The 24,568-nt window shown below is 36.6% G+C and carries 29 protein-coding genes; 4 read left to right on the top strand and 25 right to left on the bottom strand.

Features of this window, described 5'->3' with window-relative positions:
- Nucleotides 1-90: 90 nt before the first annotated feature.
- Nucleotides 91-762 (top strand): Crp/Fnr family transcriptional regulator, encoded by a 672-nt coding sequence (locus HBB17_RS10545; RefSeq protein WP_167957455.1) that lies wholly within the window; start codon nt 91-93, stop codon nt 760-762.
- 82 nt (nt 763-844) lie between these two features.
- Here HBB17_RS10545 and HBB17_RS10550 read toward each other — a convergent pair whose 3' ends face one another.
- The 15 genes from HBB17_RS10550 to HBB17_RS10620 form a co-directional block, all read right to left on the bottom strand.
- The gene (locus tag HBB17_RS10550) at nt 845-1,600 is read right to left on the bottom strand and encodes an N-acetyltransferase (RefSeq protein ID WP_167957456.1); all 756 of its coding nucleotides are present in this window, start codon (nt 1,598-1,600) and stop codon (nt 845-847) included.
- A gap of 181 nt (nt 1,601-1,781) precedes the next feature.
- Nucleotides 1,782-2,660, bottom strand: coding sequence for a DUF6544 family protein (locus tag HBB17_RS10555; protein ID WP_167957457.1), 879 nt, complete (start codon nt 2,658-2,660; stop codon nt 1,782-1,784).
- A gap of 120 nt (nt 2,661-2,780) precedes the next feature.
- Nucleotides 2,781-3,230 (bottom strand): MarR family winged helix-turn-helix transcriptional regulator, encoded by a 450-nt coding sequence (locus HBB17_RS10560; RefSeq protein ID WP_167957458.1) that lies wholly within the window; start codon nt 3,228-3,230, stop codon nt 2,781-2,783.
- A 300-nt stretch (nt 3,231-3,530) separates the two neighbouring features.
- Nucleotides 3,531-4,025, bottom strand: coding sequence for a flavodoxin domain-containing protein (locus HBB17_RS10565; RefSeq protein ID WP_167957459.1), 495 nt, complete (start codon nt 4,023-4,025; stop codon nt 3,531-3,533).
- 13 nt (nt 4,026-4,038) lie between these two features.
- On the bottom strand, nt 4,039-4,449 hold the full coding sequence (locus tag HBB17_RS10570) for an FMN-binding protein (protein ID WP_167957460.1): 411 nt from the start codon (nt 4,447-4,449) through the stop codon (nt 4,039-4,041).
- 101 nt (nt 4,450-4,550) lie between these two features.
- Nucleotides 4,551-5,051, bottom strand: coding sequence for a MarR family winged helix-turn-helix transcriptional regulator (locus HBB17_RS10575; RefSeq protein WP_167957461.1), 501 nt, complete (start codon nt 5,049-5,051; stop codon nt 4,551-4,553).
- A gap of 269 nt (nt 5,052-5,320) precedes the next feature.
- Complete coding sequence (locus tag HBB17_RS10580) at nt 5,321-5,677, bottom strand: CoA-binding protein (RefSeq protein ID WP_167957462.1); 357 nt, start codon at nt 5,675-5,677, stop codon at nt 5,321-5,323.
- Between the two features lie 185 nt (nt 5,678-5,862).
- Entirely contained in the window at nt 5,863-6,633 is a 771-nt protein-coding gene (locus tag HBB17_RS10585; RefSeq protein WP_167957463.1) for an SDR family NAD(P)-dependent oxidoreductase, read from the bottom strand.
- Nucleotides 6,634-6,786: 153 nt separating this feature from the next.
- Complete coding sequence (locus tag HBB17_RS10590) at nt 6,787-7,371, bottom strand: Crp/Fnr family transcriptional regulator (protein ID WP_167957464.1); 585 nt, start codon at nt 7,369-7,371, stop codon at nt 6,787-6,789.
- A 391-nt stretch (nt 7,372-7,762) separates the two neighbouring features.
- Entirely contained in the window at nt 7,763-8,413 is a 651-nt protein-coding gene (locus HBB17_RS10595; RefSeq protein ID WP_167957465.1) for a TetR/AcrR family transcriptional regulator, read from the bottom strand.
- Nucleotides 8,414-8,607: 194 nt separating this feature from the next.
- A complete protein-coding gene (locus HBB17_RS10600; RefSeq protein WP_167957466.1) occupies nt 8,608-9,405 on the bottom strand; it encodes a M23 family metallopeptidase in 798 nt (265 codons plus the stop codon).
- 190 nt (nt 9,406-9,595) lie between these two features.
- Complete coding sequence (locus HBB17_RS10605; protein ID WP_167957467.1) at nt 9,596-10,162, bottom strand: TetR/AcrR family transcriptional regulator; 567 nt, start codon at nt 10,160-10,162, stop codon at nt 9,596-9,598.
- A 24-nt stretch (nt 10,163-10,186) separates the two neighbouring features.
- Complete coding sequence (locus tag HBB17_RS10610) at nt 10,187-11,422, bottom strand: iron-containing alcohol dehydrogenase (RefSeq protein ID WP_167957468.1); 1,236 nt, start codon at nt 11,420-11,422, stop codon at nt 10,187-10,189.
- 389 nt (nt 11,423-11,811) lie between these two features.
- Complete coding sequence (locus HBB17_RS10615) at nt 11,812-12,567, bottom strand: hypothetical protein (protein ID WP_167957469.1); 756 nt, start codon at nt 12,565-12,567, stop codon at nt 11,812-11,814.
- A gap of 47 nt (nt 12,568-12,614) precedes the next feature.
- Entirely contained in the window at nt 12,615-13,454 is an 840-nt protein-coding gene (locus tag HBB17_RS10620; protein ID WP_167957470.1) for an SDR family NAD(P)-dependent oxidoreductase, read from the bottom strand.
- 131 nt (nt 13,455-13,585) lie between these two features.
- Between HBB17_RS10620 and HBB17_RS10625 the strand changes: the two genes are divergently transcribed.
- Complete coding sequence (locus tag HBB17_RS10625; RefSeq protein ID WP_167957471.1) at nt 13,586-14,137, top strand: TetR/AcrR family transcriptional regulator; 552 nt, start codon at nt 13,586-13,588, stop codon at nt 14,135-14,137.
- A 10-nt stretch (nt 14,138-14,147) separates the two neighbouring features.
- Here the strand turns inward: HBB17_RS10625 and HBB17_RS10630 are convergent, their stop codons facing one another.
- From HBB17_RS10630 to HBB17_RS10655, 6 genes are all read right to left on the bottom strand, one after another.
- Entirely contained in the window at nt 14,148-14,909 is a 762-nt protein-coding gene (locus HBB17_RS10630) for an MBL fold metallo-hydrolase (RefSeq protein WP_167957472.1), read from the bottom strand.
- Nucleotides 14,910-15,016: 107 nt separating this feature from the next.
- On the bottom strand, nt 15,017-15,883 hold the full coding sequence (locus tag HBB17_RS10635) for an AraC family transcriptional regulator (protein ID WP_167957473.1): 867 nt from the start codon (nt 15,881-15,883) through the stop codon (nt 15,017-15,019).
- On the bottom strand, nt 15,883-16,500 hold the full coding sequence (locus HBB17_RS10640; protein WP_167957474.1) for a DUF3795 domain-containing protein: 618 nt from the start codon (nt 16,498-16,500) through the stop codon (nt 15,883-15,885). The genes HBB17_RS10635 and HBB17_RS10640 overlap by 1 nt, the downstream gene beginning before the upstream one ends.
- A gap of 118 nt (nt 16,501-16,618) precedes the next feature.
- The gene (locus tag HBB17_RS10645; RefSeq protein WP_167957475.1) at nt 16,619-17,002 is read right to left on the bottom strand and encodes an aminotransferase class III-fold pyridoxal phosphate-dependent enzyme; all 384 of its coding nucleotides are present in this window, start codon (nt 17,000-17,002) and stop codon (nt 16,619-16,621) included.
- Between the two features lie 96 nt (nt 17,003-17,098).
- Complete coding sequence (locus HBB17_RS10650; protein ID WP_167957476.1) at nt 17,099-18,835, bottom strand: S8 family peptidase; 1,737 nt, start codon at nt 18,833-18,835, stop codon at nt 17,099-17,101.
- A gap of 184 nt (nt 18,836-19,019) precedes the next feature.
- Nucleotides 19,020-19,730 (bottom strand): hypothetical protein, encoded by a 711-nt coding sequence (locus HBB17_RS10655; RefSeq protein ID WP_167957477.1) that lies wholly within the window; start codon nt 19,728-19,730, stop codon nt 19,020-19,022.
- Nucleotides 19,731-20,211: 481 nt separating this feature from the next.
- Here HBB17_RS10655 and HBB17_RS10660 point away from each other — a divergent pair, with 481 nt between their 5' ends.
- Nucleotides 20,212-20,478 carry a hypothetical protein gene (locus HBB17_RS10660; RefSeq protein WP_167957478.1) on the top strand — a complete coding sequence of 89 codons (267 nt, stop codon included), beginning with the start codon at nt 20,212-20,214 and terminating at the stop codon, nt 20,476-20,478.
- Between the two features lie 74 nt (nt 20,479-20,552).
- On the top strand, nt 20,553-20,891 hold the full coding sequence (locus tag HBB17_RS20795; RefSeq protein WP_408609346.1) for a TraX family protein: 339 nt from the start codon (nt 20,553-20,555) through the stop codon (nt 20,889-20,891).
- A gap of 559 nt (nt 20,892-21,450) precedes the next feature.
- On the opposite strand, the gene HBB17_RS10675 is transcribed toward HBB17_RS20795, so the two are convergent.
- The 4 genes from HBB17_RS10675 to HBB17_RS10690 form a co-directional block, all read right to left on the bottom strand.
- Complete coding sequence (locus tag HBB17_RS10675; protein ID WP_167957481.1) at nt 21,451-21,816, bottom strand: HD-GYP domain-containing protein; 366 nt, start codon at nt 21,814-21,816, stop codon at nt 21,451-21,453.
- Nucleotides 21,817-21,842: 26 nt separating this feature from the next.
- Nucleotides 21,843-21,980: a FeoB-associated Cys-rich membrane protein gene (locus tag HBB17_RS10680; RefSeq protein WP_167957482.1), complete on the bottom strand. Its 138-nt coding sequence runs from the start codon at nt 21,978-21,980 to the stop codon at nt 21,843-21,845.
- A 40-nt stretch (nt 21,981-22,020) separates the two neighbouring features.
- Entirely contained in the window at nt 22,021-24,204 is a 2,184-nt protein-coding gene (gene feoB / locus HBB17_RS10685) for a ferrous iron transport protein B (protein ID WP_167957483.1), read from the bottom strand.
- Nucleotides 24,205-24,314: 110 nt separating this feature from the next.
- Nucleotides 24,315-24,536: a FeoA family protein gene (locus HBB17_RS10690; RefSeq protein ID WP_167957484.1), complete on the bottom strand. Its 222-nt coding sequence runs from the start codon at nt 24,534-24,536 to the stop codon at nt 24,315-24,317.
- Between the last annotated feature and the right edge of the window lie 32 nt (nt 24,537-24,568).

Consider the following 24,568-nt stretch of genomic DNA (forward strand, 5'->3'; position numbering starts at 1 on the left):
AATTACTCGTAAGGCATCCTATACTTTCAATAATAATAATAATACAATTTACTCTTATGAATACAATTCGTTAGAAAGGAAGAAATCCCTATGAAACCAGATGCTTTCGCATTCATTAAATCTTCTCTATCTTTTTGGAATCATCTTACCGAAGATCAAAAAGAATATTTACTCGACAACTCTAAAGTAAGCACTATTACAAAAGGTCAGACCCTCCGGGATCCAGGAAATGAATGCATGGGTCTCCTTCTTATAAAAAGTGGAGTCATTCGCACGTATATCACTTCAGAAGAAGGACGAGAAATCACACTCTATCGCCTTGAATCTGGAGATGTGTGTGTATTATCGGCTTCCTGTGTTCTACAAACCATTGATTTTGATGTCTCCATCGATACAGAAACGGATTGTGAACTTCTTCAGCTTAGTGCAGCTGCATTTTCAAAGTTGTCTGCCGAAAATGTCTACGTTGAACTCTATTCATACAAATTAGCAACAGAGCGCTTTTCCGATGTGATGTGGGCAATGCAACAGATTTTATTTACCAGTTTTGACAAAAGACTTGCTGCATTTTTATTAGAGGAGTCCAGACGTTCTGGCTCTTTACAACTAACCTTTACCCAGGAACAGATTGCCAAATACTTAGGTTCTGCTAGAGAAGTTGTATCAAGAATGTTGAATTACTTTTCAAAAGAAGGACTTGTAGAATTAGCAAGAGGGACCATAACCATTCGCGATTGTAAACGATTACGCTCCCTTATATAAAGCAACTACTGTTTAAGTCCTGTATTATCTCTTGCCTTTTTCAAGTTGCTTGCCTTATTAATATATTAAAAATGTACAAGTCTTATTCTTTTCCTACAATCTTTTTAAATTTTGGTAATGATAATATTTCATGGGTAAGAAATTTACCATCACAGAACAGGCTAAAGGTAGTAAACGGCGCTGGTGCTTCTTGCGCCTGTTTTGTGTTTTTAAATTGAATTGCCTGAAAAGGTATATTTTGTTCTTTTGCATATTCTGCTAATAGAGGAACATATCGTGCGGTAAACGGACATGCAGAAGAATAATAAAGAACATATCCTTTTTCCTTGATTTGAGGATGTCGTACGTTTTCCTTAAATCGTGGTATTTCCCCTTCCTGTTTCTTCTCAAAATAATATGTATAAAGTGTATAAAATGGATCTGCATGATCCACACATTCAAACCCAAGATGTGTTAAAAACTTGGGATCTGCTAAAAAAGGACGTTTCTTATCAGCGGATAGGATACACAATCCTTTCCTACCTTTTTCTTTTGCATCTTGAATACATTGCTGTAACAATTCTCCTGCATAACCATGTCCTACAAATTGTCCAGAAACCCATAAGCAGTCGATGAACATATAACCATTTGCCTCAATAGGTGTCCAAGCATGTTCCGCTGGTGCATATTGGATAAAACATTTTCCCCTTGCATCGGCTTTTAGAAACACAAGTCCTTCTTTCATTCGTTCTCTAAGCCAAGTTTTCTTTGATTGAACCTGACAATCTGTATTCTTCGTAATAGCACAACAGATATGCTCCTCTTCTAAATTCTCTTCGGTAATCTTAATATACTCCATCTATATCCTCCCAATGATATTCTTAATTACTTGTGCGCCAGCAAAAATCTTACAAAACTCACAATCCCCTATAAAAATCCTTAACCACATTGGCACGAGTATTGTAGACCAATTACATGTTACAAGAATAGTATACCACAATAACCTGACAACAGTCTGTCAGATTAAAATCACTTTTGATTTACTCTTTCCAACCGATATTCGTAATTTTAAAATTATTCGATTCGAAATAAACAACTTCACGATCAGGAAATACTTTCACAGAACGTACTGTATGAATTCGCTTCACATCTTCATCTTGGCGATAATCCTCATAATCACAGCGCCAACCAATTTTGGTGTCCACTCCATTGATTTTTTCTACCTGTCTCTCATCAGTATAGAATGTGACAATGGCACCTTCTTCATTCAGTGTAAAGACTCCTGTTCCTGATACCCCATTATATGCAATCGTTGCTTTCACGTGTAAATCATCGATTTGCTCATATGTAACGTAAGGAGACAGGATTGCGGATGGATTAATTGCAACAGATTCCGCTAACCAGGAGAGCAAAATCGCTTGATACCCTTGTTTTGATTTTACATCAAAGATTTGTATTGCTTTACCGAGAATGCCTTTCATTCCCCCCTGCAAGTCATCGGTACAATAATCAACTCCATCAAAAGGAACACCAAACATGGAAGAAGAGCAATATGCAGAGCGATACGGTTCTTGAAAGAACAGCCACAGATCATAATCCATCTTTAAACGTTTTCCTGATTGGCTATCAAATACAAAATCAGTTTGGTAAAACTCGGTATGTGACACCGGATATTTCGGATACCCTTCCAACCCTATATAGGAACAATACCGTTGCATTACTTCTGGTAATTGTGCAATTTCTTCTGCTGTGCATACGGCATTTTCCGTCTGTATCTTCTTTACTCTTGCTTTCATCTTTTTATCAAAAGCTGCTTTGTATGGAGAATATGATATATTCCAATATACGAAAACTCCTCCTACTAAGATCAATATGAATCCAATTATAATCATAATATGTTTTCTCCTTTTTCTTCTCATTCTTACACTCCTCATTGTTTGTTACAGGTTTTGTTTGCTTGTGCAATCTTTCCCATATGAGAGTTTCACACGAATATCAATTTCCTTGTCTTTGAATGGTAATACTTTTTGTCTTACCTCCTAAGCTTCTTCGATCAATCCACCGATATTCTGATCCATCTTAATCAGCGTACGCATTGTTGTTACTAAATCCTTTTTGGGAATCTGATGATACAGACGCTTCATAAAACGAAGGGTCGCTTCCATATTTGCATTCTCAACCTCCTTAATCTTCCCTGTTGATACCAACAATAGCTTTCTTTTGTCTGTATCATCTTTCCGAATCACAAGAAATCCTTCCTTTTCCAGACTTAATGCCATTCTCTTTACATTCTGATAAGAACAACCAATCAGTTCTCCCACCTCTCGTAAAGTTGGCGCTTGCTCAAACATATCGATGGATATCATTAAAAACTGTTGTTTTAGTGTAATCCCTTTAAATTCTTGGTCACCAATGGTCTGTATACGATTCGATAGAGAAAATAAAGTACCATAGATAGCATATTCTTCACTTACATTTGTTAACTTCATCAATCTTTCTTCCTTTCACTAGATTTGTTCTTGAGGTAACTATTGAACTATTATTAATTGATAAAAACGGTTCTTGCAAATACATAACATATTATGCAATATAATATAACATGTTATGTATTTTGTCAAATCGTTTTATTATCAATTGTTTTATGATATGTTTTCCGTGTAAGATAACATTCCGTATACAACAAGATACCAAAAAATCTCTATAAATGGAATATATAGCACTACACGTCCTATTTTCCATTCACAGAGATTTCTATTATTTATACAATTTATACGATTTTTTTCTATTTCTTAGGCTAAGAAGCGTACCAACTCTTGCGTATATTTCTTATCCGAATTATCAAAATTTGTGCCCAAATGCTCTACCATAAAGGTTTCCTCTGCATTCTTATTTTCTTTTTTTGCTGTTGATTTTTTCATGGTATTAAGCATACCTCTAATCAAGAAGTTTAATTTATTAAATTGAAAACCACCTACCATATAGAAAAATGGAGTTTCTTGTAACGCATTCTGCCCTTTAATTTTCTCTTGATCAACAATATCTTCCGGTGTAGAACCTACTGCATATACAACAAGATTCTTTGGATTCATCTTACGAATTTTATTCAGACCACTAATCATCCCCCCCATGATCCAACCACCAAATATGACTTGGTCATTCTCCTGTATCTGCGTCATCTTCACATGTTTTATATCGATTGCTGTACAATTTAGCTCTTCTGCAATCCATTCTGCATATTGTTTGGTAAATCCTGTTTTACTTTGATATACAACGATTCTCTTCATTTGTTTTCTCTCCTTATTCCTGTAATCCTTGCTGCAATGCTACGTTAACCGCATTCCTTATGGTTTTGCTAGAAGTTGTTGCACCACTAACCTCATCCACCTGGTCTGTATTTTTCTTTATCATATCGTCTAACATCACCTCTGCTGGTTTTCCTTTTCCATTATCATGTTTCAGCAAAGTAATATTTGTAATGGTATGATCTTTCACTTCTACTTCAACCTCAACCTTAACCAAACCGCCATCACTACTACCCACATATGTACCATCTTTTACTTTATTCATATCAATATCAACGTTGACTTGTTGATCCAGCGCTTCCTTTGTTATTTTCCCCATGTAATATATACCAGCAAACCCCGCAATGCCAATTACTACTATAATACTTAATATAATTAGTCCAATTTTTTTTCTTTTATTCATCATTACACTCCCTCATCATCTTCTTCTGTAAACACATATATATTTCAGTTTCGATGCATACAACTCACACAAACATTCCAATCCACAAAATAATGCTACTTTGCTCATATTTGACGGGATAACACATCATATTTTATATTTTTAAGGCGTTCATCCATCTTCTGAATTGTGTCAATTGTAATCTCTATATTTTGTTGGTCAATCCCCTGAAACAATTGCTCCATAAAATATCTACTGGCATCACGATACTTTTCATCAAGAATTCTCGCTTTTTCCGTCAACATGATACGTTGTTTCCGTTTGTCATACTCATCTACTACCAACGAAACAAATCCTGTTTTCTCAAGTTTTACAATCAGTTGTTTCACATTCTGATGGGAACTTCCCAATAACTCAGATAATTCCTTTAAGGTAGGTGGATATTTAAAAAAGCTGATACAGGCAATTGCAAAATTCTGCTTCCAACTGATTTCTTCAAAGAAATGATTTCCTACTGTTTGATAACGATTCATGAATTCATTAAGAAGTCCAATCAGAAAAAATGTTGGCTCCATCTCTCCAAAATCTACTGGATTTTCTTGTTGTTTAAAGATTTCCTTATTCATAACTCCTCCTTTCTCCATCAAACAAACTTACTTTTTAAAAAGTATCTCAAACTTCTCACAGCAGTACCCCTCAAATTGGCAATAAAGATTTCATACATAATATGAGAAGTTCTTAAATAAAACAAAAAAGGTAATACATTACCTATATTGAGTAATATATTACCTTTTTACCAATCTGTCAATATTTATTTATATATTTCTTTCTTTCTTTCTTTCTTTCTTGGTAAATTTACTTTCCTTATGATAGTTGCTCAAGAATCGTGCATTTTCTATTTTCCATATACCCGAAGCCCAACTAATACACAGCCTTCCATATAAGGGATATTCTCCTTCTGCAAATACGAAAACAACGCTTCATCTCCAGCTCCTGGCTGAATCACGATGGTATTAAATGGTTTCTTACATTCCTTCATCAATTCTAAGCCTCGAATTGGGTTGATACAGAGATCGATCACATCGATTTCTTCTGGTACATCATTTAATGAAAGTAACTCCTTGCCAACACCGTATGCCTGATATCCATGTTCGATCAATTCTTTTTTGATCTTATAGGCATACTTTTCTTCCTTCAACGTATCTCCAACCACTGCAAATACCTTCTGTTGCATTACTTCTTGCAAATCCATAATTCTCACCTCTTTTCCATCTAGGCATCCCATTAATGAAAACTTCGCTCAAATTAAATATAGCAATCGCCTACTCGTTCAAAACCTTCAAGTGCAAAGTTTAAGTTAATAATTTATTCATTGTAGTATACAATATATCACGAATAAATTGGATTTATTCACCGTTCCGTGTCTTCGTTCATGTTTCATGTATTTCCCCACACAGCCTTTCCCACTCTACCTGTTATTCGCACACACATCTTTCTTGATAAGAAATGTGGCATAAGTGCTTGTAAATAACACATCTTTCCATCTGTACAAATCGTTTTCCTTTTTTTCATTGCCCGAAAGGTTGAACGAACCACGTCATCTGGTTGTCGCATCCTTCCCTCCATCTTATTGAATTCATCAAAGAAATGTGTATCCGTTGCTTGTGGACAAACTGCTAACACATACACGCCTTTATCCTTATACTCATATGCAATACTCTGTGAAAAGGATAGCACATATGCTTTAGTTGCAGAATATACCGCATTATAGGGAACTGGATTAAATGCTGCTGCCGATGCAAGATTAATTACAGTTCCCTTTTTCCTTTCTGCCATTTTATCGATTAAAAGATACGTCAGTTCTGTAACTGCCTTAATATTCACTGCAAGTTCCCGTTGTTGTTTTGCAAAATCCGAATGGGATAACAACCCCTTCGTAGCAAAACCAGCATTATTTACCAAGATATCCACTTGTAACCCTTGTTTCTCAATCTCTTTCACCAGCGTGATTGCCGCATCATCATCACTCAAATCCTGCACAATCACAGTGCAAGTTGTATGAAACTGTTTGGTTATATCCTCAGCTACCTGCTCTAGTACTTCTTTTCTCCTTGCTGTTAGAATAATATGGTCTCCTCTTTTCGCAAATGCATAAGCATACGCTTTCCCAATCCCAGATGATGCTCCTGTTACTAATACTGTTTGCATATGAATGCCTCCTTCAATAATTCTTTTGCATCATTTTATTGCAAAGAAGAGTATTTTTCATTAACCTATGTTAATTTTAATAGGTTAGAGACAAGAATAATTTACGCAAACTTGTGCAGATATGCCATACCTAAAAATGCTGCGTTCTAATATTCATTCATAATATTTATATTTTTTTAATCGACTTAAAGAAACTGGATTTATTCCAAGATAAGAGGCAATATATTTTTGCTTTATCCTTCCTAACAATGGTTCATATTCCTTGCAAAACATCTGGTATCGAGTAGGAGCATCACATAGTAATAACACTTTTGATCGATTTTCTAACTTAGCAAACTCTTGCAAAAGAATTTGTTGAATCCGATCCTTTATGTCCACTCCGATTTTCTCCAGTTGTCTGATTGTATGATAGGGAACTCTTATGCATTGTATTTCTTCTAAACATTCTACCATAAAGGTTGCTCTATTCGAGTGAAACATTCCTTCACAACCAAACAAACCATTCTCACAACTAAAGCATTTTGTTACTTCTTTACCAGAGGCTTCTATGTAAAAGCCACGGACTACACCTTTCTGTATAACCGATACCGCCTCTAGTTCATCTCCCATCATAATAGGAATTTCTCCTTTTTTATACGTAACACGATTGGCTTTCTGTAGCAACAATTCCTGTTCTTCTTTCGAAAATACTATAGAAAATGCACTTTCTAAAAAAGATACATCTGCTAACTCGATCATCTTTCCCCTTCTTCCTCCTGTAAATATGAAATCTTTTGCCTTAATACCATATAATAACCTTTACACTATATTATAACATATGGAAAAAAGAAATAAAAAAACAACCTTTCATGAACTGCTTGTCAAGAGTAGGCATCGTAGCTACTTCTTTCCAAGCTTTCATGAAGATTGTTCTTTTGTGATCTATTCTATCCCTCATCTATATACTACTTCTGTCAAAGTAGTCAACTCCAGATGCAATAGTTTCATCTTCTTAAGTTCCCAGCTGTCAATCCTCTCCCCTAGTGTACAAACACTATGATCAACAACTCCTACCCATCTGGATCTATGTAATCGTCTTCATTTCCCTCCTCCCTTATCAATATAACTCCAACTAGAAATCTGTACATAATTAGAAAATTATTTTCTTAATTTCGTCATCCGTTTTCTCCCCTTGGATAGCTAATGTTACATTCAGATACTTATTTTTATCCACACCATAAGCTGCTAAAAAAGTATCTCCTGTATCACGTATCATCTGTTGTACAGTTTCCTTCTTTTCCTTCAATATACCACCGGCAATCAATGTAGCAATTCCATGTGTATAGATTACCATGGTCTGGATGAACTTACTTGCTACCCATTCCTCCACGCCAAACCAAGAAGTTAAAAACGAAACAAACAGTTCCATCTTCTTTGGTGTCAGTACCGATGTCATCCCACCATCAAATTCACGTCCACTTCCACCACCCATATAGAGGAACTGGAATAAATGTGGCATGTCGAATGCTAACTCCACATAGGCAACACCAACTTCATCAAAAGCGATTAACCCATTGGTTGAACTTGGACTCATCTTTTGATCTGCATATTGAACGGCAACGTCTACTAGTTCTTTACGCAACCCTTCCATATTACCGAATTGCCAAGAAATTGGTTGAGTAGAACACCCTAGTTCTTTTGCGATACTCGTAATGTTTATTGCACTGTACCCATCACGGATCAGCATCTTAAGTGCTGTCTGTAATATTCGTTCTTTGGGTATCTTAGGACTACTTGGCATATACTCACCTCATGCTTCTTGCTTTACTATAAACAATTTTACTGTAAACGTATTTATATTATAATATTCAAAAAATACATTGTCAATCCAACATGACAAAATTCCACATGTTTTTTAATTACTCCTATGCTATCGCTTTTCTTAAAACACAATTGCAAATTGCTCTCAAACCATTCCGTTAATATAGTATGTGATTATTCGAATATAATTGGTAATCCTTTTGCACATGTTGGAAATGCAATATCTTTTGGATTATTTTTCTGATGCTGGATATGAAGATGTGGTTCCGATGTAGTTCCTGAATTACCAACCTTTGCAAGATACGTTCCCACTTCTACATGATCACCAACTTCTACCTCAATACTATCCTTCTCTAGATGTGCCAATACAACATAAGTGCCCGTGGAATCAATTTTCATTACAATATAATTTCCAAGCGAACTTGTAAATTGATCGGTATTCGGTAGTATATCTTCTTCATCTTCCTTCAAATCAATAATTGTTCCTGTAACTGGTGAAGTAACCTCTGCCAGATAGATTCCATAATCCGATAAATCCTTAGAATTCACATCATATGGTTCCACTAATATGTCATACGCATAACGTTCTGATGGCCATATTGCATGTGTTTTATAATCTTTCCCCCCAAATAAAACTGCATGATCCACCGGCACCTGCATCACCACCCCTGCACTCTCTTTTACATTGTCTGGATAAGTTATCGGAGAAATACCAAATAGAATCGTTATTGGAAATGCCCCAATACCTGTCAGTAATAGATAGCGTGCATTCCACCGAATGTCTTTTCTTTTCAACATCCGATAGACAATAAGAATAATCTCCACCAAAAATGCGATACAGGAAACTGGTGCAAGAATGAAGATCCAGCCACTCCATACCCATGGAGCAAGATCTCCTTTTATTACATAGATACTTAGCAGACAGAATAACTCAAAAAAAATAAGGACCGCTGCAATCATTTTCTTTTTCATATTTATACCCTCCTACCAATCATCACGATTCTTTCATCCATTTTCCTTTCCATTGTTGAAAATGGATGCTCTTTATCTACCAATCATTCTACTTAATAAAACTAAAAAAAGTTGTAAGAAAAACTTACAACTTTTTTACATCTATTCTATTCGGTTCTATTCAAATTAGGTTACCGTTATGCGTTTCTGCTTATTTTTTCTTTTTTCCATCTACCATATCAAGAATTGTTTGTTCAACCAAACGACACACTTCTTCGTCTGTATATTCACAATTGGTAGTAGCAATCAGTGTTGCGATCCCCTGAATCAGTAAACTACTTCGCTGCAAAATATCCATGGCATCCAACTCTTCTAATTGGTATTGCCCCATTATTTGTTTTAATATACGATTATTACTTTCATAATTCATACGGATTTGAAGGAATTCATGACCGCCGCAATATTCCGACAGATAAACAAGTCGAAAAAGATTCTTTTCCTCTCTTGCCAGATGAATAACTTTTAGATAGCTCATTTTCATAAAATCTTGCTGCTCTTTATCTGCCAAAACCTCTTGTTCAAACATGGAGCAACAGTAATCATGCACACCTTGTCGTAATTGTTCCATCGTAGGGAACTGGCTAAATATTGGTTGTGTTGAACATTCTAATTCCTTCGCTACATTCCTTGAGTTAATCCGCTCAATTCCTTCTCTGCGAACAAGTGCTCTTGCTGCTTCAAGGATCATGTCCTTGGTTATTTTCTGTTTTGGTGGCATTGCTGTTCCTCCTTGTTCCATTTATTATATTCTGCTACTCGCAATCATAAGAGTTTCGACAATGTGTGTACACTCTTGTTTATTCATAATTTTCGGTACTGGATAGGCTGGATTTGCTTCTCGAATCGCTTTATCAACAATAATTCCAATATCTTTCCTTTGTATCTCTGGAATATCTGTCGGTATATTCATTTGTTGGTTTATCCACTCAATTTTCCTAATGACTTGTTTTGCCAAAGCTTCCTGTCCATCATTTGGTGATCCAATACCCGTATAACGTGCAATTTCTGCTAACTTCTTTTCTATGGATTTCCCATAATATTTTAACACATATGGCAGAAGAATTGCATTTGTTTTTCCATGTCCTACATCATATAATGCACTTAAGGCATGGGAAATTGTATGTACATAGCCTGTATACGCTCTTGTAAATGCATTCGCTGCATGATTCGAAGCAAGTAACATGTTCTGCCTTTCCTGTTGCAGGGAACCATCGTTGTAAACCGGAACAAGATTTTCAAAGATTAATTTGATTGCTAGTAATGCTTCCTTATTCGTATATCTCGTTCCAAATGTTCCAATATAGGCCTCGACCGCATGAGTTAATGCATCCATTCCTGTATTCGCTGTAATTTCCTTTGGTAATGCACTTGTAAGGTTTGCATCTAATAGAACTACTTGAGGCATTGCTCCAAACGATATAATTGGATACTTTTCCTTTTTCTCCACAATGGATACCACTGCTGCTACCGTACTTTCTGATCCCGTTCCAGCCGTTGTTGGTACTGCAATGATACAAGGACATGCCTTTTTGATTGCAGACATATGTTTCATCTTTTCAAATGATACGGTTGGATTGGAGACCTTTATTCCAATGATTTTGGAACAATCTAGAACCGAACCGCCCCCAATAGCGATAATCCCTTCACATCTGTTTTTCATATATACCGCATATCCATCTTCCACATTGTGGCTAGTTGTGTTGGGATGCACATCGTCAAATATTGCATAGGTAATGTGTTCTTTCTCAAACCCATCTAATAACTCCTTTAATAAGCCTTGCTTTCGTACGGATCTACTGCATACCACGAGTACACGGTTCAATCCTTTCTCTCTTACGATTTCTGGAATCCTCGTTATACATCCTGGTTCCGTTATTACACGTTGTTTTGGGTACTTCATAAACCTTAGTACCATTCGCATAACTCCTTGATAGCATCGATAATACCCTTTTGTTATGTTCCATATGATTTTGTTCATACGAATCCTCCTCTTTTTGACTCTTATATCCATTCATTTATAAATTGATTTGTTACTTGTTACGCTTATACTGTTATTTTTGTTATATACCAATTGATATATTTCATATGGTATATTAAAACGAGTATGATGTCAAGTAAAAAATTTGAGAACAAGAACACAGCCCCGGAGGGTTTATAAAATAAGAAAGTCAGAGGACTTTCCTATTTGTTTTGGGTGCCAAAAGCCCTTAGTAAAACTTTCTTTCGTTAATTTGCACAAACATTAGCTAATCTCATGTAATATAGGACATAGTTTGATGAGCAACTGTATGAACTCGTTGGTACTTTGGCTCTATAAAAAATGCAAGAAATCGAACGAATAAGAATCGATTTCTTGCATTTTATGATCTATATGTGTTGTTCTATATACGTATACGCCCTTTCCAAGTATTCCTCAATGGTCGTGCTATCTCTGTAAATCTCCCCAATCTGAACTGGTAGTGACTTTCCATCAATTATTGTTTCATAGAAAGAATCATACGCCTTATGCTCATAGGGAGCAATCTGCCTGGTTTGTGGAATATTCAATGTTGGCTCGATTGATAGTTCCTCCAGATACCAAAGGGGGTCTGGAAAAGACGGTTCCGTTACCTTTTGATAGCCAAACATTTCTTTCCATTTATCAAACAATATCATATGATTGATTTCATGGAGCGAGGCTCTTACAAATATTTCATCCGAAGTAAGATAATGTATACAATACTCTTTTCTCATCACATCTCTTGGAAATGGATTAAAATATCCCAAATAACCGTTTATCACCTGTGTCGTGTCATACGTTAAATGAAAGAGCTTCTGCATCTCCTCAACAGCAGGCATGATTTTCTCTTCTACTAACTTTCTCTTTTCTTCTACTTTTTTCTGAATGATACGCTCTTCCTCTATGTATCGTTTTGTAAGAATCCCTTCAACCACTTTCCTACGTTCCTGTTCGGATTGATCACTCGTAATCTGTCCTTCTAGTTCTGGTAACATCTTGATTACACGCTGCAAAAATGGAAGGGTTTGATTTTGTTGATTAAATGCAGCTTGCAAGGTTTCCGTTATCTCCCTCACATTACATTCGATTGTTGCTTGTTGTATGATTAGATTCGGTTTACTCATAACTGATGTTCCCCCTCTATTTCGATTATGTTACATTCGTTACACAATTATTTTCTCTGCATCTTCGCCATAACGCGGTCCACTATCCGATAAGGAAGTTTTGCTGCCACAAGATCCGGCAGTAATCTTCGTCCTGGTTGATAATAGATTTTGTTTTTCTTTCCATAAATTGCTCGTTTGACATCACGAACTACTAAGAGTGGTGTTTTCTCTTTTGTGGTTGGTGACCGAACAAATGCAGCCTCTAACATTGGTGTTGCATACTTTACAAAATCAGAGTCTGGTGTTGCTTTATAGTGTTCAAAATCCGTTTGGTCTTTCACAAAAGCTTGTGATTGGATTGCACCTGGTTGGACAATAGCAACTCGGATTCCGTAATTTTGTATCTCTCTTCTTAAGCAATGGGAGAAAGCTTCGATTGCCCATTTACTACTATGATAAGCCGACCAATATGGGAACGCATAATTCCCTGCTTGGGAACTTACATTAATAATGATTGGATTCTTCACAGATTTTTTCAGAAGGGGATAGAATTCCTTTATTGTCTGTACATGCCCGAAGAAATTAATCTCCATTACTTTTCGAAAATACTCCATATCCCGATCCATAACAGCACCCCAGCCGGTTACTCCCGCATTGTTGATTAAAACATCAACCATGCCTTCCTCTTGTCTAATTCTATCCACTGCTTCTTGAATCTGTTCAGGAATCGTTATATCCAATTTTACACCTGTAATGTTCTCTATTGCAGAAAGTCGTTTTATATCCTCATCTTTTCTTGCACCTGCATACACTCGGTTTCCATCTGCCGCCAGTTCCTTAGCCAGACTATATCCAATTCCCGTTGATGCTCCTGTAACAACCACAATCAATCGTTTTCTCATCATAGATACCTCCAATTCTAATCTGTCACACTTGTAACATTTATGAGGTTATTATATAATTGCTAATAGGAAGTTACAATAGATGCCCGTAATGTGTTACACATTGGTGCAATCTGTGACAAGGAGGACTATGTATGAATACAACCAATGGGAGAATAGCAGAACAGTCCAGAGAAAAAATTATCTGTGCTTTACTGTGTGTGATGGAACGCTACTCTTACAAAGAGATTACCATAACGCAGATTGCACAAGAAGCAGATCTTTCTAGAAAGACATTTTACCGCTTGTTTCAAGATAAAGAATCGGTATTGCAGTTACTTTTTGATAAATTATTTGCAGAATGTATGTCCCAGATTCGATCGCAGGATATCCATCACTATTGGGACGTTGTCCAATTGTATTTTGATTTTTGGGAATCACAGAAAGATCTGCTATGTTTACTTAAGAGACATGGTCTCCTATCAATCCTATTTGAATGTTCCTATGTACATGCACCAGAAGTATTTGCATGTGTACGTTCCACCGAAATCGTGAATGCATTTTCACGTCAACTCCCTTATCTTCTAGCATATGCAGTAGGTGGAATGCACAGTATGCTGATCAAATGGATTGAAAATGACATGGATATCCCCGCAGCCGAATTGATTGAGAAACTAAAAGCAGGCTTTATGTCTCCGGAGATATAGCCGTATTCCATTACAGCCACACCGCCCAGTCCCCATAATCAAACGTGCCGCTACCATGATGTAGTTTTCCCTGCAAATCAAGTTGACGAAATGCATCTCGCATTCGGATAAGGATCTCTGGTTGTATATTCAAGGTGTGATGACCAGGGAATACACGTTTTACAGGTAATTCCGCAATTTTTTCAAGGGATTGTAGATATGCCTGTGGGTCCGTAGACGGATAATAAGCAAACAACGTATCCTTATATACAAGATCTCCTGTGAATAGATATTCCCGTTCTGCCTCCCAGAAACACATATGTCCCGGAGAATGGCCTGGTGTATGCAACACTGTGATTCTTCGGTCTCCGAGGTCAATGAAATCTCCATCTTGTAATACACGTTTTGGGGTTCCTTGAAAGACTTCGTATGTATTCACATTATATCCTTCTGGTAGATCACAATGGTCAATCACCATCTTCCGAATTGTGTCCATGGTCAATGGAAACCTACCAGAAAGCCAATCTAATTCTGCTTCATGTGCATAGAATTCTGGGTAATATCGATGTCCTCCGATGTGATCCCAGTGAATATGTGTAGCAACTGCAATGACTGGTTTATCTGTTAGTTTTCTTACTTCATTTGCAATATTACAAATCCCCAACCCCGTATCAATCAGCAAGGTTCGATCCTTTCCTTCCAGTAGATAGCAATGCGTTTCTTCCCAATGTCGATATTCGCTGATGCAATATGTATCGGTATCGATTTGATCGATGGTAAACCACAGTTTCATGTTGATCCTTCTTTCATCGTTTGAATCATTTATGATTCGCGTATTTTCTTTTCCATTTTAACACATATCTCTGTATATTCAAATGCAACTAATGCAGAACATACGTATTACTGTGGAATAAGTATTTCTACAACACATTCATCATTTCTTTCGTCCCAGACGATATATCTCTCAACCGTTGGCAATTTGCCCTTATGAAACTTGCTCGACGGAAGAAACTCCATATTGATTTTCTCCCAAGTATTATTAAGTACCGCTTCTGATATTCGTCCTCTTGACTCAAAACGTAGCCATGTTGTAGCAGGAAATTGATAACGCGTTACTTCTGGGATTGTTTCAAGACACTCCTGTATCTTATCTTCTGAAATTCCTACATGATCCAGACTGATTGCACACATATAATCATCATTCCCCTCTTCATCAAATCCGAAACAAAGACCAAGATCAAACCGTTTTCCCAATAACTTCTGTACTTTATCATCTGATCCATCACTCTTAATAACTCCCCAGGTTCCACCTCCTGTTGAAGTTATTTTTCTAATTCCCATTACTTCAAAGGACTCCCTTTCAAAGATCTGATATTCCATACGATCAATCCCTTGAATCTGAATCTTAAAATGTAACTTACAATAAAACATAAGGTTCGGGTTATTCTTTCTTACCTCAGATGGTGTTACACCAAACATAGACTTGAATGCCACTCGAAATGTATCATCCGTCTGATAACCATAATTCAGTGCTACATCCATAATACTTCTCTCACTATTCTGGAGGTCATATGCAGCCATTGTAAGCTTTCTCCTTCTAACATATTCCGCAAAAGATATCCCTGTAATCTGCGAAAATGCAGACTGAAATATGGGGTAAGGACACGCTGCTATTTTGGCAACTTCTGCTTCCTCTACTTCAGAACAAAGATGCTCCTCCACATAATCCATAATTCGATTAAGACTTCCTGTCCATTCTCTATCCATTATCTATATTTCTCCAATAAACGCAATGCACCATCAACGGAACCCGTACTGTCAAAAGATTTTTGATAATTTTCTCCCGAATCAATTGCCCTTTTTAATGTTCGTGTATACGCTTCTTTGCCATACTGGTGAATGAATTTTGCTGTTGCTTTTGCAACGAATTCATTGCTGATGCTATAATATCCCTTGACGCAGTCATCAATCTGATCACAATCATAGCAACCATCATATCCTTTTTCGTTAGCACAAGATACATTCGGACAGACCCCATCTGGAGATATTGTAGCAAAGGAACAACAGTTATAACTACTCCTACAACCTCCGCACCACTGCCCCATGAAACAATAATCACAATGATGTCCACATACACTTACTGGATCAATTCCCTCTCTGGCTTCCCGAACTAACGTTGCTTTTATTACTTTGCAGTTCTCAATGCGTCTACCATTGTCCTCGCTATTCTGAGAAACTTCCTCTAGTATCTCACATGGGAAATCAGGACATTCTCCACAAAATCTTTTTCCATTCTTCCTTGCACATTCTGCAACCTTGCAACTGGAATCACAATCCTGCTTACATTCTCCTTTTGATAAACCACAATATGTCTCAATCTTCATACTTATGTACCTTACCTTTCCCCTTTTTGTTATATTATAACGCAATTCATATTTTTCGTCCGACATTTTCTTCAATTAATATGTCGGTTTTTGCCCTTCCCCATCTATCCAACAGCACTTAATTCACTTCTTCCCATGCTTTCGTTATAAACCATTCCTTCATTGTGGATAACACCTTCACCAATTCCTCTTCTGTGATTATATATGGAACCATTGCGTAGATATACTTTATAAATGGTCTGGCAAAGACTCCTCTTTGGTATGCATATTCCTGATATCCTACAATATATTTTGATTCCGTTACTTCAATACAAGTACACCCTCCCATGATACGAATCTCCTGAATCTCAGGAGCTGTAAAACCAGATAATTCTCGATTACAGATTTCTTCTATATTTTTTATCTTTGCTATATAATTATTGTTTTCAAATACTTCGATTGACTTTAATGCCACGCTACATGCAAGATGCCCCTTCTTTATACGAAAAAGAAACTGCCACATTAGTGACAGCTCCCTTCTTCTTTTACCTATTCATTTTATCACAATTCCATCTGTATCCCCATATATCTTAGTTATTATCACTAGCCTTACGGTATCTCAAATCGGCAAACTATCCCTCAAACACAATGCTCCCCAGCCCACCTGTGGATTGGGATATACACGAAACCCAGGTAATCGCCTTGCTCCTCGAATCAGATATGCTTTCGCTTTTTCTCCATACAGGTATGGATCGTTTCCATTCACAATCCCCCATTCCATTAGTAATGCAGTGCTCCCCGTAACAAATGGTGTCGAAAAGGAGGTTCCTGTTTGACTGGTGTACCCACCTCCTGGCGCAGTTGTGGTAACACTCACTCCCGGTGCAACCATGTCTGGTTTTACTTCTTCTCCTTCTCTCGTAAATCCTCTTCCAGAAAAATTCGCATAACTATCTGTACCGCCATCATAGGCACCTACTGTTATGCTACGATAGGTTGTGGAAGGAATCGTCAAGGTTACATCTGGTGTTGGCTGAAGAAATCGTGTATTATCCCCAATGGCATTGCCTGCTGGTAACCACATATCAAATGTTCCGAGAACGACTCGTTCCCCATTCAAACGAATCTTCCAAATTCCTGAAGCAACCGTTTCTCTTGTTGGAATAAATTCAAAGTAAATCTCCTGTGCTTTATTAAATGGAATTGGCTCCCCATAGTAAAATAATACTTGTGTATTATCAACCACAAAACTTTGTGTACCTTGTACCTCCCGAATGGGACCAATGATTACATTGCTGGGACTAATGATTTCAATGGATATGATATCATTGTAGTTTTTCCATAGTTGGAGATTAAATGCTCGCTCATATTCTGCTACAGAGAATTCTACTGTTATCGAATTGCCTGTGGTTACCTGTCCTGAAGTATGCCGTTCTCTTGCTCCTTCATTACCAGCGCCAATGGATATGCAGCTTTTCCAGAGATTCGCCACATCATTTATATAGTATTCTAATAAGGATCTTCCATCATGGGACCCATAATTGTTCCCAAAACTAATATTTATCGCAATCGGCTGTCCAAGACGGATTGCCGTTCGAACGGAAAAATCAATTGCTTGCATCAATTGTGTCGTTTTGGGAAAGGAATCAGATACTGGTACCCCCAACTTAACCACAATGATTGTACTTTGGGACGCAACACCACGAAATCTTCCTTGACTAGCCCGTCCGTTTCCGCAGGCAATTCCTGCAACGCCAGTGCCATGTCCAGACAAGTCTGTACTTGGAACCAAAGATAACCGGCTAGCTGGATCGGATAATGCTAATGCTGCATTGATTTCATCCCTTGTATAGACCGTTCCGATCGCATACCCCTCTGGAGGCTTGCCTGGTATGGTCTGGTCCCATAAGGCTTCAATCCTAGTTGTACCATCTTCATTGCGAAAATCCGGATGGGAATAATCAATTCCGGAATCAATGATTGATACCACTGTCCCCTGTCCAAATAGATTAAACTGTGATGTCTGTACCGGATTAATACAGGATTCTGCTCTTCCAGCCGACACAGCAAATACGAGATGCCTTGGTTTTTCTATAAACTCAATCTCCTCATATGCGGTAAGGCGGCTGATTTCACTTTCTGGTATTACCATAACTGCATACTCATTTAATAATTCTACAATCTCTACCTGTAGATCCTGCCGTATTCGATCAAGACTTCCTGAGTATTTTACAATCAATTCCCAGGCCTGCTCATCTGGAAAAAAACCAACATCTAGATCCAAAGTCTGCTCTCTTGTTTCCTGGGTAACGTCTAATGCTAGGTTTAATTGGTTATCTCGTTTCCCACTATTCATTTACTTCTTCCTTTCTCCCCAAAAGTTAAACTTGATTGGCATTTACCTTATGAATTTCTACTATATATGTATACGGGATTCCAACTTAACAGAACTATTATTCCAAACCTACGGTAGTCTTTGTAAACAAAAAACCGTTCATCCTATAAGATTCTTCTCTTATAGAACGAACGGTCCTCTTCGGTTACTGATCCTTATATTTTTCAATTGTATCCTTATCAAACGTAACAATATTCGTATCATCTGACTGAATTGCTAATGATCCATCTTTTAAACTGATATAGGGGCTGAATTCGTATGTTTGATTTTCTGATTCCATTGTAATTGCAACATTTGACATAATATCGCTTTCATTACATACTAGAACAAATGGTTCCTTTTCTCTTTGTGCTATCACTTCTTCTTTAACAGGATTCCCATTATCATCTAAACCAACTCGCTCCACCGTTACTTTCACATCATCACCAATCGGAACTATACAATACAGATCACAGCCACCTACAACTACAAGGTCTTCCTCTTGTATATCTTCAAGAAACGTATATGCTGAGGAGCCAAATTCTTCTGTTATTCGATTTCTTACTGTTTGTAAGGAATTGTCCTCCACGTAACCTAAATAGGCAACCGCACAATAGCAATTTTCCTGTTTTGCTTTTGTTCGCAACTCTTGTAAAGAAGCATCCTCTTGTTCCTCTACTTCTTGCTGGGTAGTAGTTACATCTTCCTGTATTTCTGATGTTTCTTGTATTACACTTTCTTCTTGCTTCTCTAATTCATCCTTTGTAAAAATTGCATTTTCCTTATCAGTCTTATTTTTTGATTCACATCCTGCAATCACGATGATACTACCTGCCAACAAAAAGCCTAGTATTCTTTTCCTAATTTTCTGATTCATATCTCTTTCCTCCCCATTAATTGAATAAACAACCAATACATCTATAGGAAGCCCACCTTATTACAGATTCTTCCTATACGGTAGTTTGATATAGATGTATCTTCTGATACTACAGTCACAAAGCCATATACATTCTTGTAAGCATGGATATGGAACTTTTTCCTATCGTATCCATTCATTGTATCAATAAATGATTCCTTTTAGAAGAGAAAAATAGGATTCTAATACAACCTTCAAAAAGTCTTAATACTTTTCTTCAATTACCACGGAAAAAGCATTAACAGAACCAATAAAGATCTGTATAAAGAATCCAGTCTAATTGATTTGATTCTTTGATTCTATATAATTAGAGAAAATAATCTGAAGCAGAGTATAAATAGTATTATATTACCAACATAAACATATATTAACACTTTTACATTGACCAAAATAACCCATATTTTTTAATTATTGTATGTTAGCAGAAAGTTAGGTACAATTTATGAGAAAAAAATGTTTACCTGTACTTCTTGCTCTATGTTTAACTTTATCTAGTTCAACATTAACTTTTGCTAAAAATCCAAATGTTAATGTTTCTACTACTCCACCTGGTTCAGCTAATAGCGGAGAAATAACTATTGATTCATCATTACCACCAACTGAATTCGTTGATTTAGAAAGTTATGGACAGATGGATTTTAGTGGATATGCTGATCACAGTACTTTGTATCTTGAGACAGGCTTTACAGGGGTAATAGATATCATTTAGGTTTTAGCGCCCCTAGTGACTTTTCGGGTTTTGTTGAAGCTAGATAATTAATTATAAAGAAAGAGTGACTATATATGACAACTACAACATTGAAATTACTAGCATTAATATTTATGTTCATTGATCACATCGGAGAGTTTATTCCTAATACTCCAGAATGGTTTCACTGGATCGGGCGGTTATCTGCACCGATTTTTTTCTTTTGTATGGCATGGGGATTTCACTATACACATAATCGTAAAAAATATATGATTCGATTATATTTGTGTGGAGTTGGTATGGGATGTATGAATATTCTTTTTCAAATAATTGGGGGCAAAGAGATTAATAACAATATTTTTGTAACATTGTTTATATCCTCATTTTTTATATATATGATTGATCTTATAAAATCAGACAGAAAAAAGGAATAAAGATTTTAGTAATTTTTCTAATATGGCAAATAATTAATACTACTGCTATCGTTTTAATTATAGATGTTTATAGATCTTATTTTAGTAGTAATTTAAGCCTATATTTTTATTCAGCAATTTTTGCAAACTGTTTTTTAAATGAAGGAGGTATCGCTTTTGCATTGCTAGGTGTATTTTTTTACTATGTAAAAGATAATAAAAGAAAATTGGCAGTTGGCTACCTTTTGTTTTCTTTTATCTATACGGTACTTTATGCGACTAATATACCAGGAAGGATACTTTATCGATTAGAACCTATATGCTCAAAAACTGTTACTAATATAGTGTATTTTATGGAAGGTTTATTGAATGTAAATAGATTCGCAATATATGGTACTCGGTTTTATAAAATCGTAAATTATTTCTGGATGGTAATTTTTGCATTACCAATTATATTGTTTTATAATGGTAAAAAGGGCAAGGGGTATAAGTATTTGTTTTATTTATTTTATCCTATACATATATACTTGCTATATTTTATAGGAACCAAATGTATGTAATCCTATTACAGTGGTTCTACTTATTTAAGCGAAAGTGATATCATTTTTCTATAGAAACTGGACGATTTTCTGAAGTTCGGAGTAAATACAACACTTCCTGCCCCTTTGCAAGGTACGCAGTTCGTACGTACAGCATCTGGTAGGGATATCCCTAACCCCTTAGTAGGTACCCCGGATAATCCACAAGGATATCCTTTGCCATCATAATGTTCATGATGGCAAAGGACAATATGTTTTAACTCATTTAGTTGTTTTGATTTACTTAAAATCTGCGCCCCAATCTCAGGGTGTCTCTTCATTGCTAACCATTCTTCTAACGCACTTACGATACATTCGATGATTTCATAATAATCAATCATCTGGCCACAGAATCCGTAATCAACCATGTTATTTCTTTTCTCCCGTATATCGTTTAGTGGCAATGGCCACCGCAATGTTTGCAATCACAACCACATTGCAGTGATTTTCCCTGTTTCTTATCTCGTACAATGGATCGAATAATCAATCCTACGATGCCTAATAAAACAACACCAACAACAATAGTCCCCATATCAATTCCTCCTTCTAAACTACTAATTTAACTAAACTCTTTATTTTACACTTGCTACGTTTACTTTTAATGTTTTACTTTCTTGATAAGGCCTTACTAACAGATAGATGAAACCAATGATTAATAGCAATGCAACAACCGTTCCTACACCAAATGTTCCAACAGAAAGCAACGTACCAATCTGGTATACACAAAGGGCAACAACATAGGCTAAGATTGTTTGATATCCAATTGCAAACCAGAACCACTTCTTATTATTCATCTCTCTCTTAATTGCACCCATTGCTGCAAAACAAGGGGCACATAACAGATTGAATACAAGGAATGAATATGCCGCAACAGCTGTTAAGCTTCCAGCAAGCATTCCCCAGATCTCTGCTCCATCTTCTGCTACTTCGCCAAAACCAAACAGTATACCAAAGGTTCCTACAACATTTTCTTTCGCAATCAAACCTGTTACTGCAGCAACTGCCATCTTCCATTCGCCCCAACCAAGAGGTTTGAAGATCGGCGCTAATACATTACCAAGGCTAGCAAGAATACTGCTATCCAATTGCTCTGCTTCTAACATACCGAAACTTCCATCTACCCAACCAAAACTCATTAAAAACCATAGAATGATCGTTGATAATAAAATGATTGTTCCAGCCTTTTTAATAAAGGACCATCCTCTTTCCCACATGCTACGTAATACATTGCTTACCGTTGGCATATGATATGCTGGTAATTCCATAACGAAAGGTGCTGGATCACCGGCAAACATTTTTGTTTTCTTTAAGATAATACCGGAACAGATAATTGCTGCAACTCCTACGAAATAAGCACTCGGTGCAACCCACCATGCTCCACCAAATAAAGCTCCTGCAATCAATGCAATAATTGGCATCTTCGCACTACAAGGTATAAATGTTGTAGTCATGATCGTCATCTTACGGTCACGGTCATTTTCAATCGTACGTGAAGCCATAATACCAGGAACACCGCAACCACTACCAATCAACATTGGTATAAATGATTTTCCAGATAATCCAAACTTACGGAAGATACGATCCATGATAAATGCAACTCTCGCCATATAACCACATGCTTCTAAGAAGGCTAAAAAGATGAATAGCACAAGCATCTGTGGAACGAAACCTAAAATTGCTCCAACACCAGCTACAATACCATCAATGATCAAACTACGTAACCAATCTGCACAACCGATTGCATTTAAACCAGCTTCGATATATTCAGGAACACCTTTTATGTGTAGCGAGTTAATACCGAATAGATTCCAGCCTTCACCAAACACGCCATCATTTGCCCAATCCGTTGCCCAACTACCTACTGTTGTCACAGATACATAATATACAAGGAACATGACAGCCGCAAATATTGGTAATGCGAACCACCGATTGGTAACAATACGGTCAATCTTATCCGATGTGGTCAATTTCTTCTCTTTATTTTTCGTACAACATTCATTAATAATGGAGGAGATGTAGTCATAGCGTTCATTTGTGATAATACTTTCTGTATCATCATCGAATTCCTTTTCCATTAAAGAGATGATATTCTGTATGTCAGGTACTTGTTTCATCTGATCTGCAATCTTATCATCTTTCTCGATTAGCTTAATTGCAAAGAATCGTTTCTGTTCTTCTGGTATATCATTTCCTATCAAATCAATAACTTGCTCAATTCTTGCTTCCACTTCTGGTGCAAACGCATGAACCAATTTCATTGATTGTTTTTGTTTTGCTAATTCAATGACACGATCTGCTGCTTTTTGAATGCCTGTTCCTTTTAATGCGGAGATTTCAACAACCTCACAGCCAAGTTTCTTACAGAGTTTATCGATATGTATCTTATCACCCGTTTTTTCAAGAATATCAATCATATTAACTGCCATAACCATTGGAATTCCAAGTTCCATTAACTGTGTAGATAGATATAAATTCCGTTCAATATTAGTTCCGTCTACTATATTAAGAATGGCATCTGGACGTTCATTGATTAGGTAATTTCTTGCCACAACTTCTTCTAAAGTATAGGGAGATAAGGAATAGATACCAGGTAGATCCATGATCACTACCTCTTTATTCCCTTTCAGTTTTCCTTCCTTCTTTTCCACTGTAACACCTGGCCAGTTTCCAACAAATTGATTGGAACCAGTAAGTGCATTGAATAATGTGGTCTTACCACAGTTTGGATTTCCTGCTAATGCAATTTTAATCGCCATTTTTTTCTTCCTTTCTTATACAGTTGTCGTTTGTTCGACTTTACTATTCCGTATTCGTTTCATCTTCCTTTAGTTAGTTATCTCTAACCCGTGAACAAAAAAAATACTCCTTATTCTACTTCAATCATCGCTGCATCTGCTTTTCGGAGTGATAATTCATATCCTCTTACCGTAACTTCGATTGGATCTCCTAATGGTGCAACTTTACGTACATAGACTTCAACGCCTTTTGTTATACCCATGTCCATGATTCTTCTCTTTACTGGCCCTTCCCCAGTTAGTTTCTTAACTTTAACACTCTGACCACAAACAACTTCTCTCAATGTTCTCATACTTAACTCCTCCTTCTATATAGATTTGACCT

This window comes from Anaerosporobacter faecicola (assembly GCF_012070565.1).
Lineage (GTDB): Bacteria > Bacillota > Clostridia > Lachnospirales > Lachnospiraceae > Anaerosporobacter > Anaerosporobacter faecicola.

Coding starts and splice junctions, on each gene's coding strand:
- HBB17_RS10575 (WP_167957461.1), bottom strand. CDS start 5,051: ATGAATAAGGAAATCTTTAAACAACAAGAAAATCCAGTAGATTTTGGA.
- HBB17_RS10645 (WP_167957475.1), bottom strand. CDS start 17,002: ATGTGGCAGTTTCTTTTTCGTATAAAGAAGGGGCATCTTGCATGTAGC.
- HBB17_RS10550 (WP_167957456.1), bottom strand. CDS start 1,600: ATGGAGTATATTAAGATTACCGAAGAGAATTTAGAAGAGGAGCATATC.
- HBB17_RS10690 (WP_167957484.1), bottom strand. CDS start 24,536: ATGAGAACATTGAGAGAAGTTGTTTGTGGTCAGAGTGTTAAAGTTAAG.
- HBB17_RS10600 (WP_167957466.1), bottom strand. CDS start 9,405: ATGAAAAAGAAAATGATTGCAGCGGTCCTTATTTTTTTTGAGTTATTC.
- HBB17_RS10640 (WP_167957474.1), bottom strand. CDS start 16,500: ATGAAGATTGAGACATATTGTGGTTTATCAAAAGGAGAATGTAAGCAG.
- HBB17_RS10590 (WP_167957464.1), bottom strand. CDS start 7,371: ATGATCGAGTTAGCAGATGTATCTTTTTTAGAAAGTGCATTTTCTATA.
- HBB17_RS10680 (WP_167957482.1), bottom strand. CDS start 21,980: ATGGGGACTATTGTTGTTGGTGTTGTTTTATTAGGCATCGTAGGATTG.
- HBB17_RS10660 (WP_167957478.1), top strand. CDS start 20,212: ATGAGAAAAAAATGTTTACCTGTACTTCTTGCTCTATGTTTAACTTTA.
- HBB17_RS10555 (WP_167957457.1), bottom strand. CDS start 2,660: ATGAGAAGAAAAAGGAGAAAACATATTATGATTATAATTGGATTCATA.
- HBB17_RS10655 (WP_167957477.1), bottom strand. CDS start 19,730: ATGAATCAGAAAATTAGGAAAAGAATACTAGGCTTTTTGTTGGCAGGT.
- HBB17_RS10570 (WP_167957460.1), bottom strand. CDS start 4,449: ATGATGAATAAAAGAAAAAAAATTGGACTAATTATATTAAGTATTATA.
- HBB17_RS10595 (WP_167957465.1), bottom strand. CDS start 8,413: ATGCCAAGTAGTCCTAAGATACCCAAAGAACGAATATTACAGACAGCA.
- HBB17_RS10630 (WP_167957472.1), bottom strand. CDS start 14,909: ATGAAACTGTGGTTTACCATCGATCAAATCGATACCGATACATATTGC.
- HBB17_RS10545 (WP_167957455.1), top strand. CDS start 91: ATGAAACCAGATGCTTTCGCATTCATTAAATCTTCTCTATCTTTTTGG.
- HBB17_RS10615 (WP_167957469.1), bottom strand. CDS start 12,567: ATGAGTAAACCGAATCTAATCATACAACAAGCAACAATCGAATGTAAT.
- HBB17_RS20795 (WP_408609346.1), top strand. CDS start 20,553: ATGACAACTACAACATTGAAATTACTAGCATTAATATTTATGTTCATT.
- feoB (WP_167957483.1), bottom strand. CDS start 24,204: ATGGCGATTAAAATTGCATTAGCAGGAAATCCAAACTGTGGTAAGACC.
- HBB17_RS10625 (WP_167957471.1), top strand. CDS start 13,586: ATGAATACAACCAATGGGAGAATAGCAGAACAGTCCAGAGAAAAAATT.
- HBB17_RS10565 (WP_167957459.1), bottom strand. CDS start 4,025: ATGAAGAGAATCGTTGTATATCAAAGTAAAACAGGATTTACCAAACAA.
- HBB17_RS10585 (WP_167957463.1), bottom strand. CDS start 6,633: ATGCAAACAGTATTAGTAACAGGAGCATCATCTGGGATTGGGAAAGCG.
- HBB17_RS10650 (WP_167957476.1), bottom strand. CDS start 18,835: ATGAATAGTGGGAAACGAGATAACCAATTAAACCTAGCATTAGACGTT.
- HBB17_RS10560 (WP_167957458.1), bottom strand. CDS start 3,230: ATGAAGTTAACAAATGTAAGTGAAGAATATGCTATCTATGGTACTTTA.
- HBB17_RS10610 (WP_167957468.1), bottom strand. CDS start 11,422: ATGAACAAAATCATATGGAACATAACAAAAGGGTATTATCGATGCTAT.
- HBB17_RS10620 (WP_167957470.1), bottom strand. CDS start 13,454: ATGATGAGAAAACGATTGATTGTGGTTGTTACAGGAGCATCAACGGGA.
- HBB17_RS10675 (WP_167957481.1), bottom strand. CDS start 21,816: ATGGTTGATTACGGATTCTGTGGCCAGATGATTGATTATTATGAAATC.
- HBB17_RS10635 (WP_167957473.1), bottom strand. CDS start 15,883: ATGGATAGAGAATGGACAGGAAGTCTTAATCGAATTATGGATTATGTG.
- HBB17_RS10580 (WP_167957462.1), bottom strand. CDS start 5,677: ATGGATTTGCAAGAAGTAATGCAACAGAAGGTATTTGCAGTGGTTGGA.
- HBB17_RS10605 (WP_167957467.1), bottom strand. CDS start 10,162: ATGCCACCAAAACAGAAAATAACCAAGGACATGATCCTTGAAGCAGCA.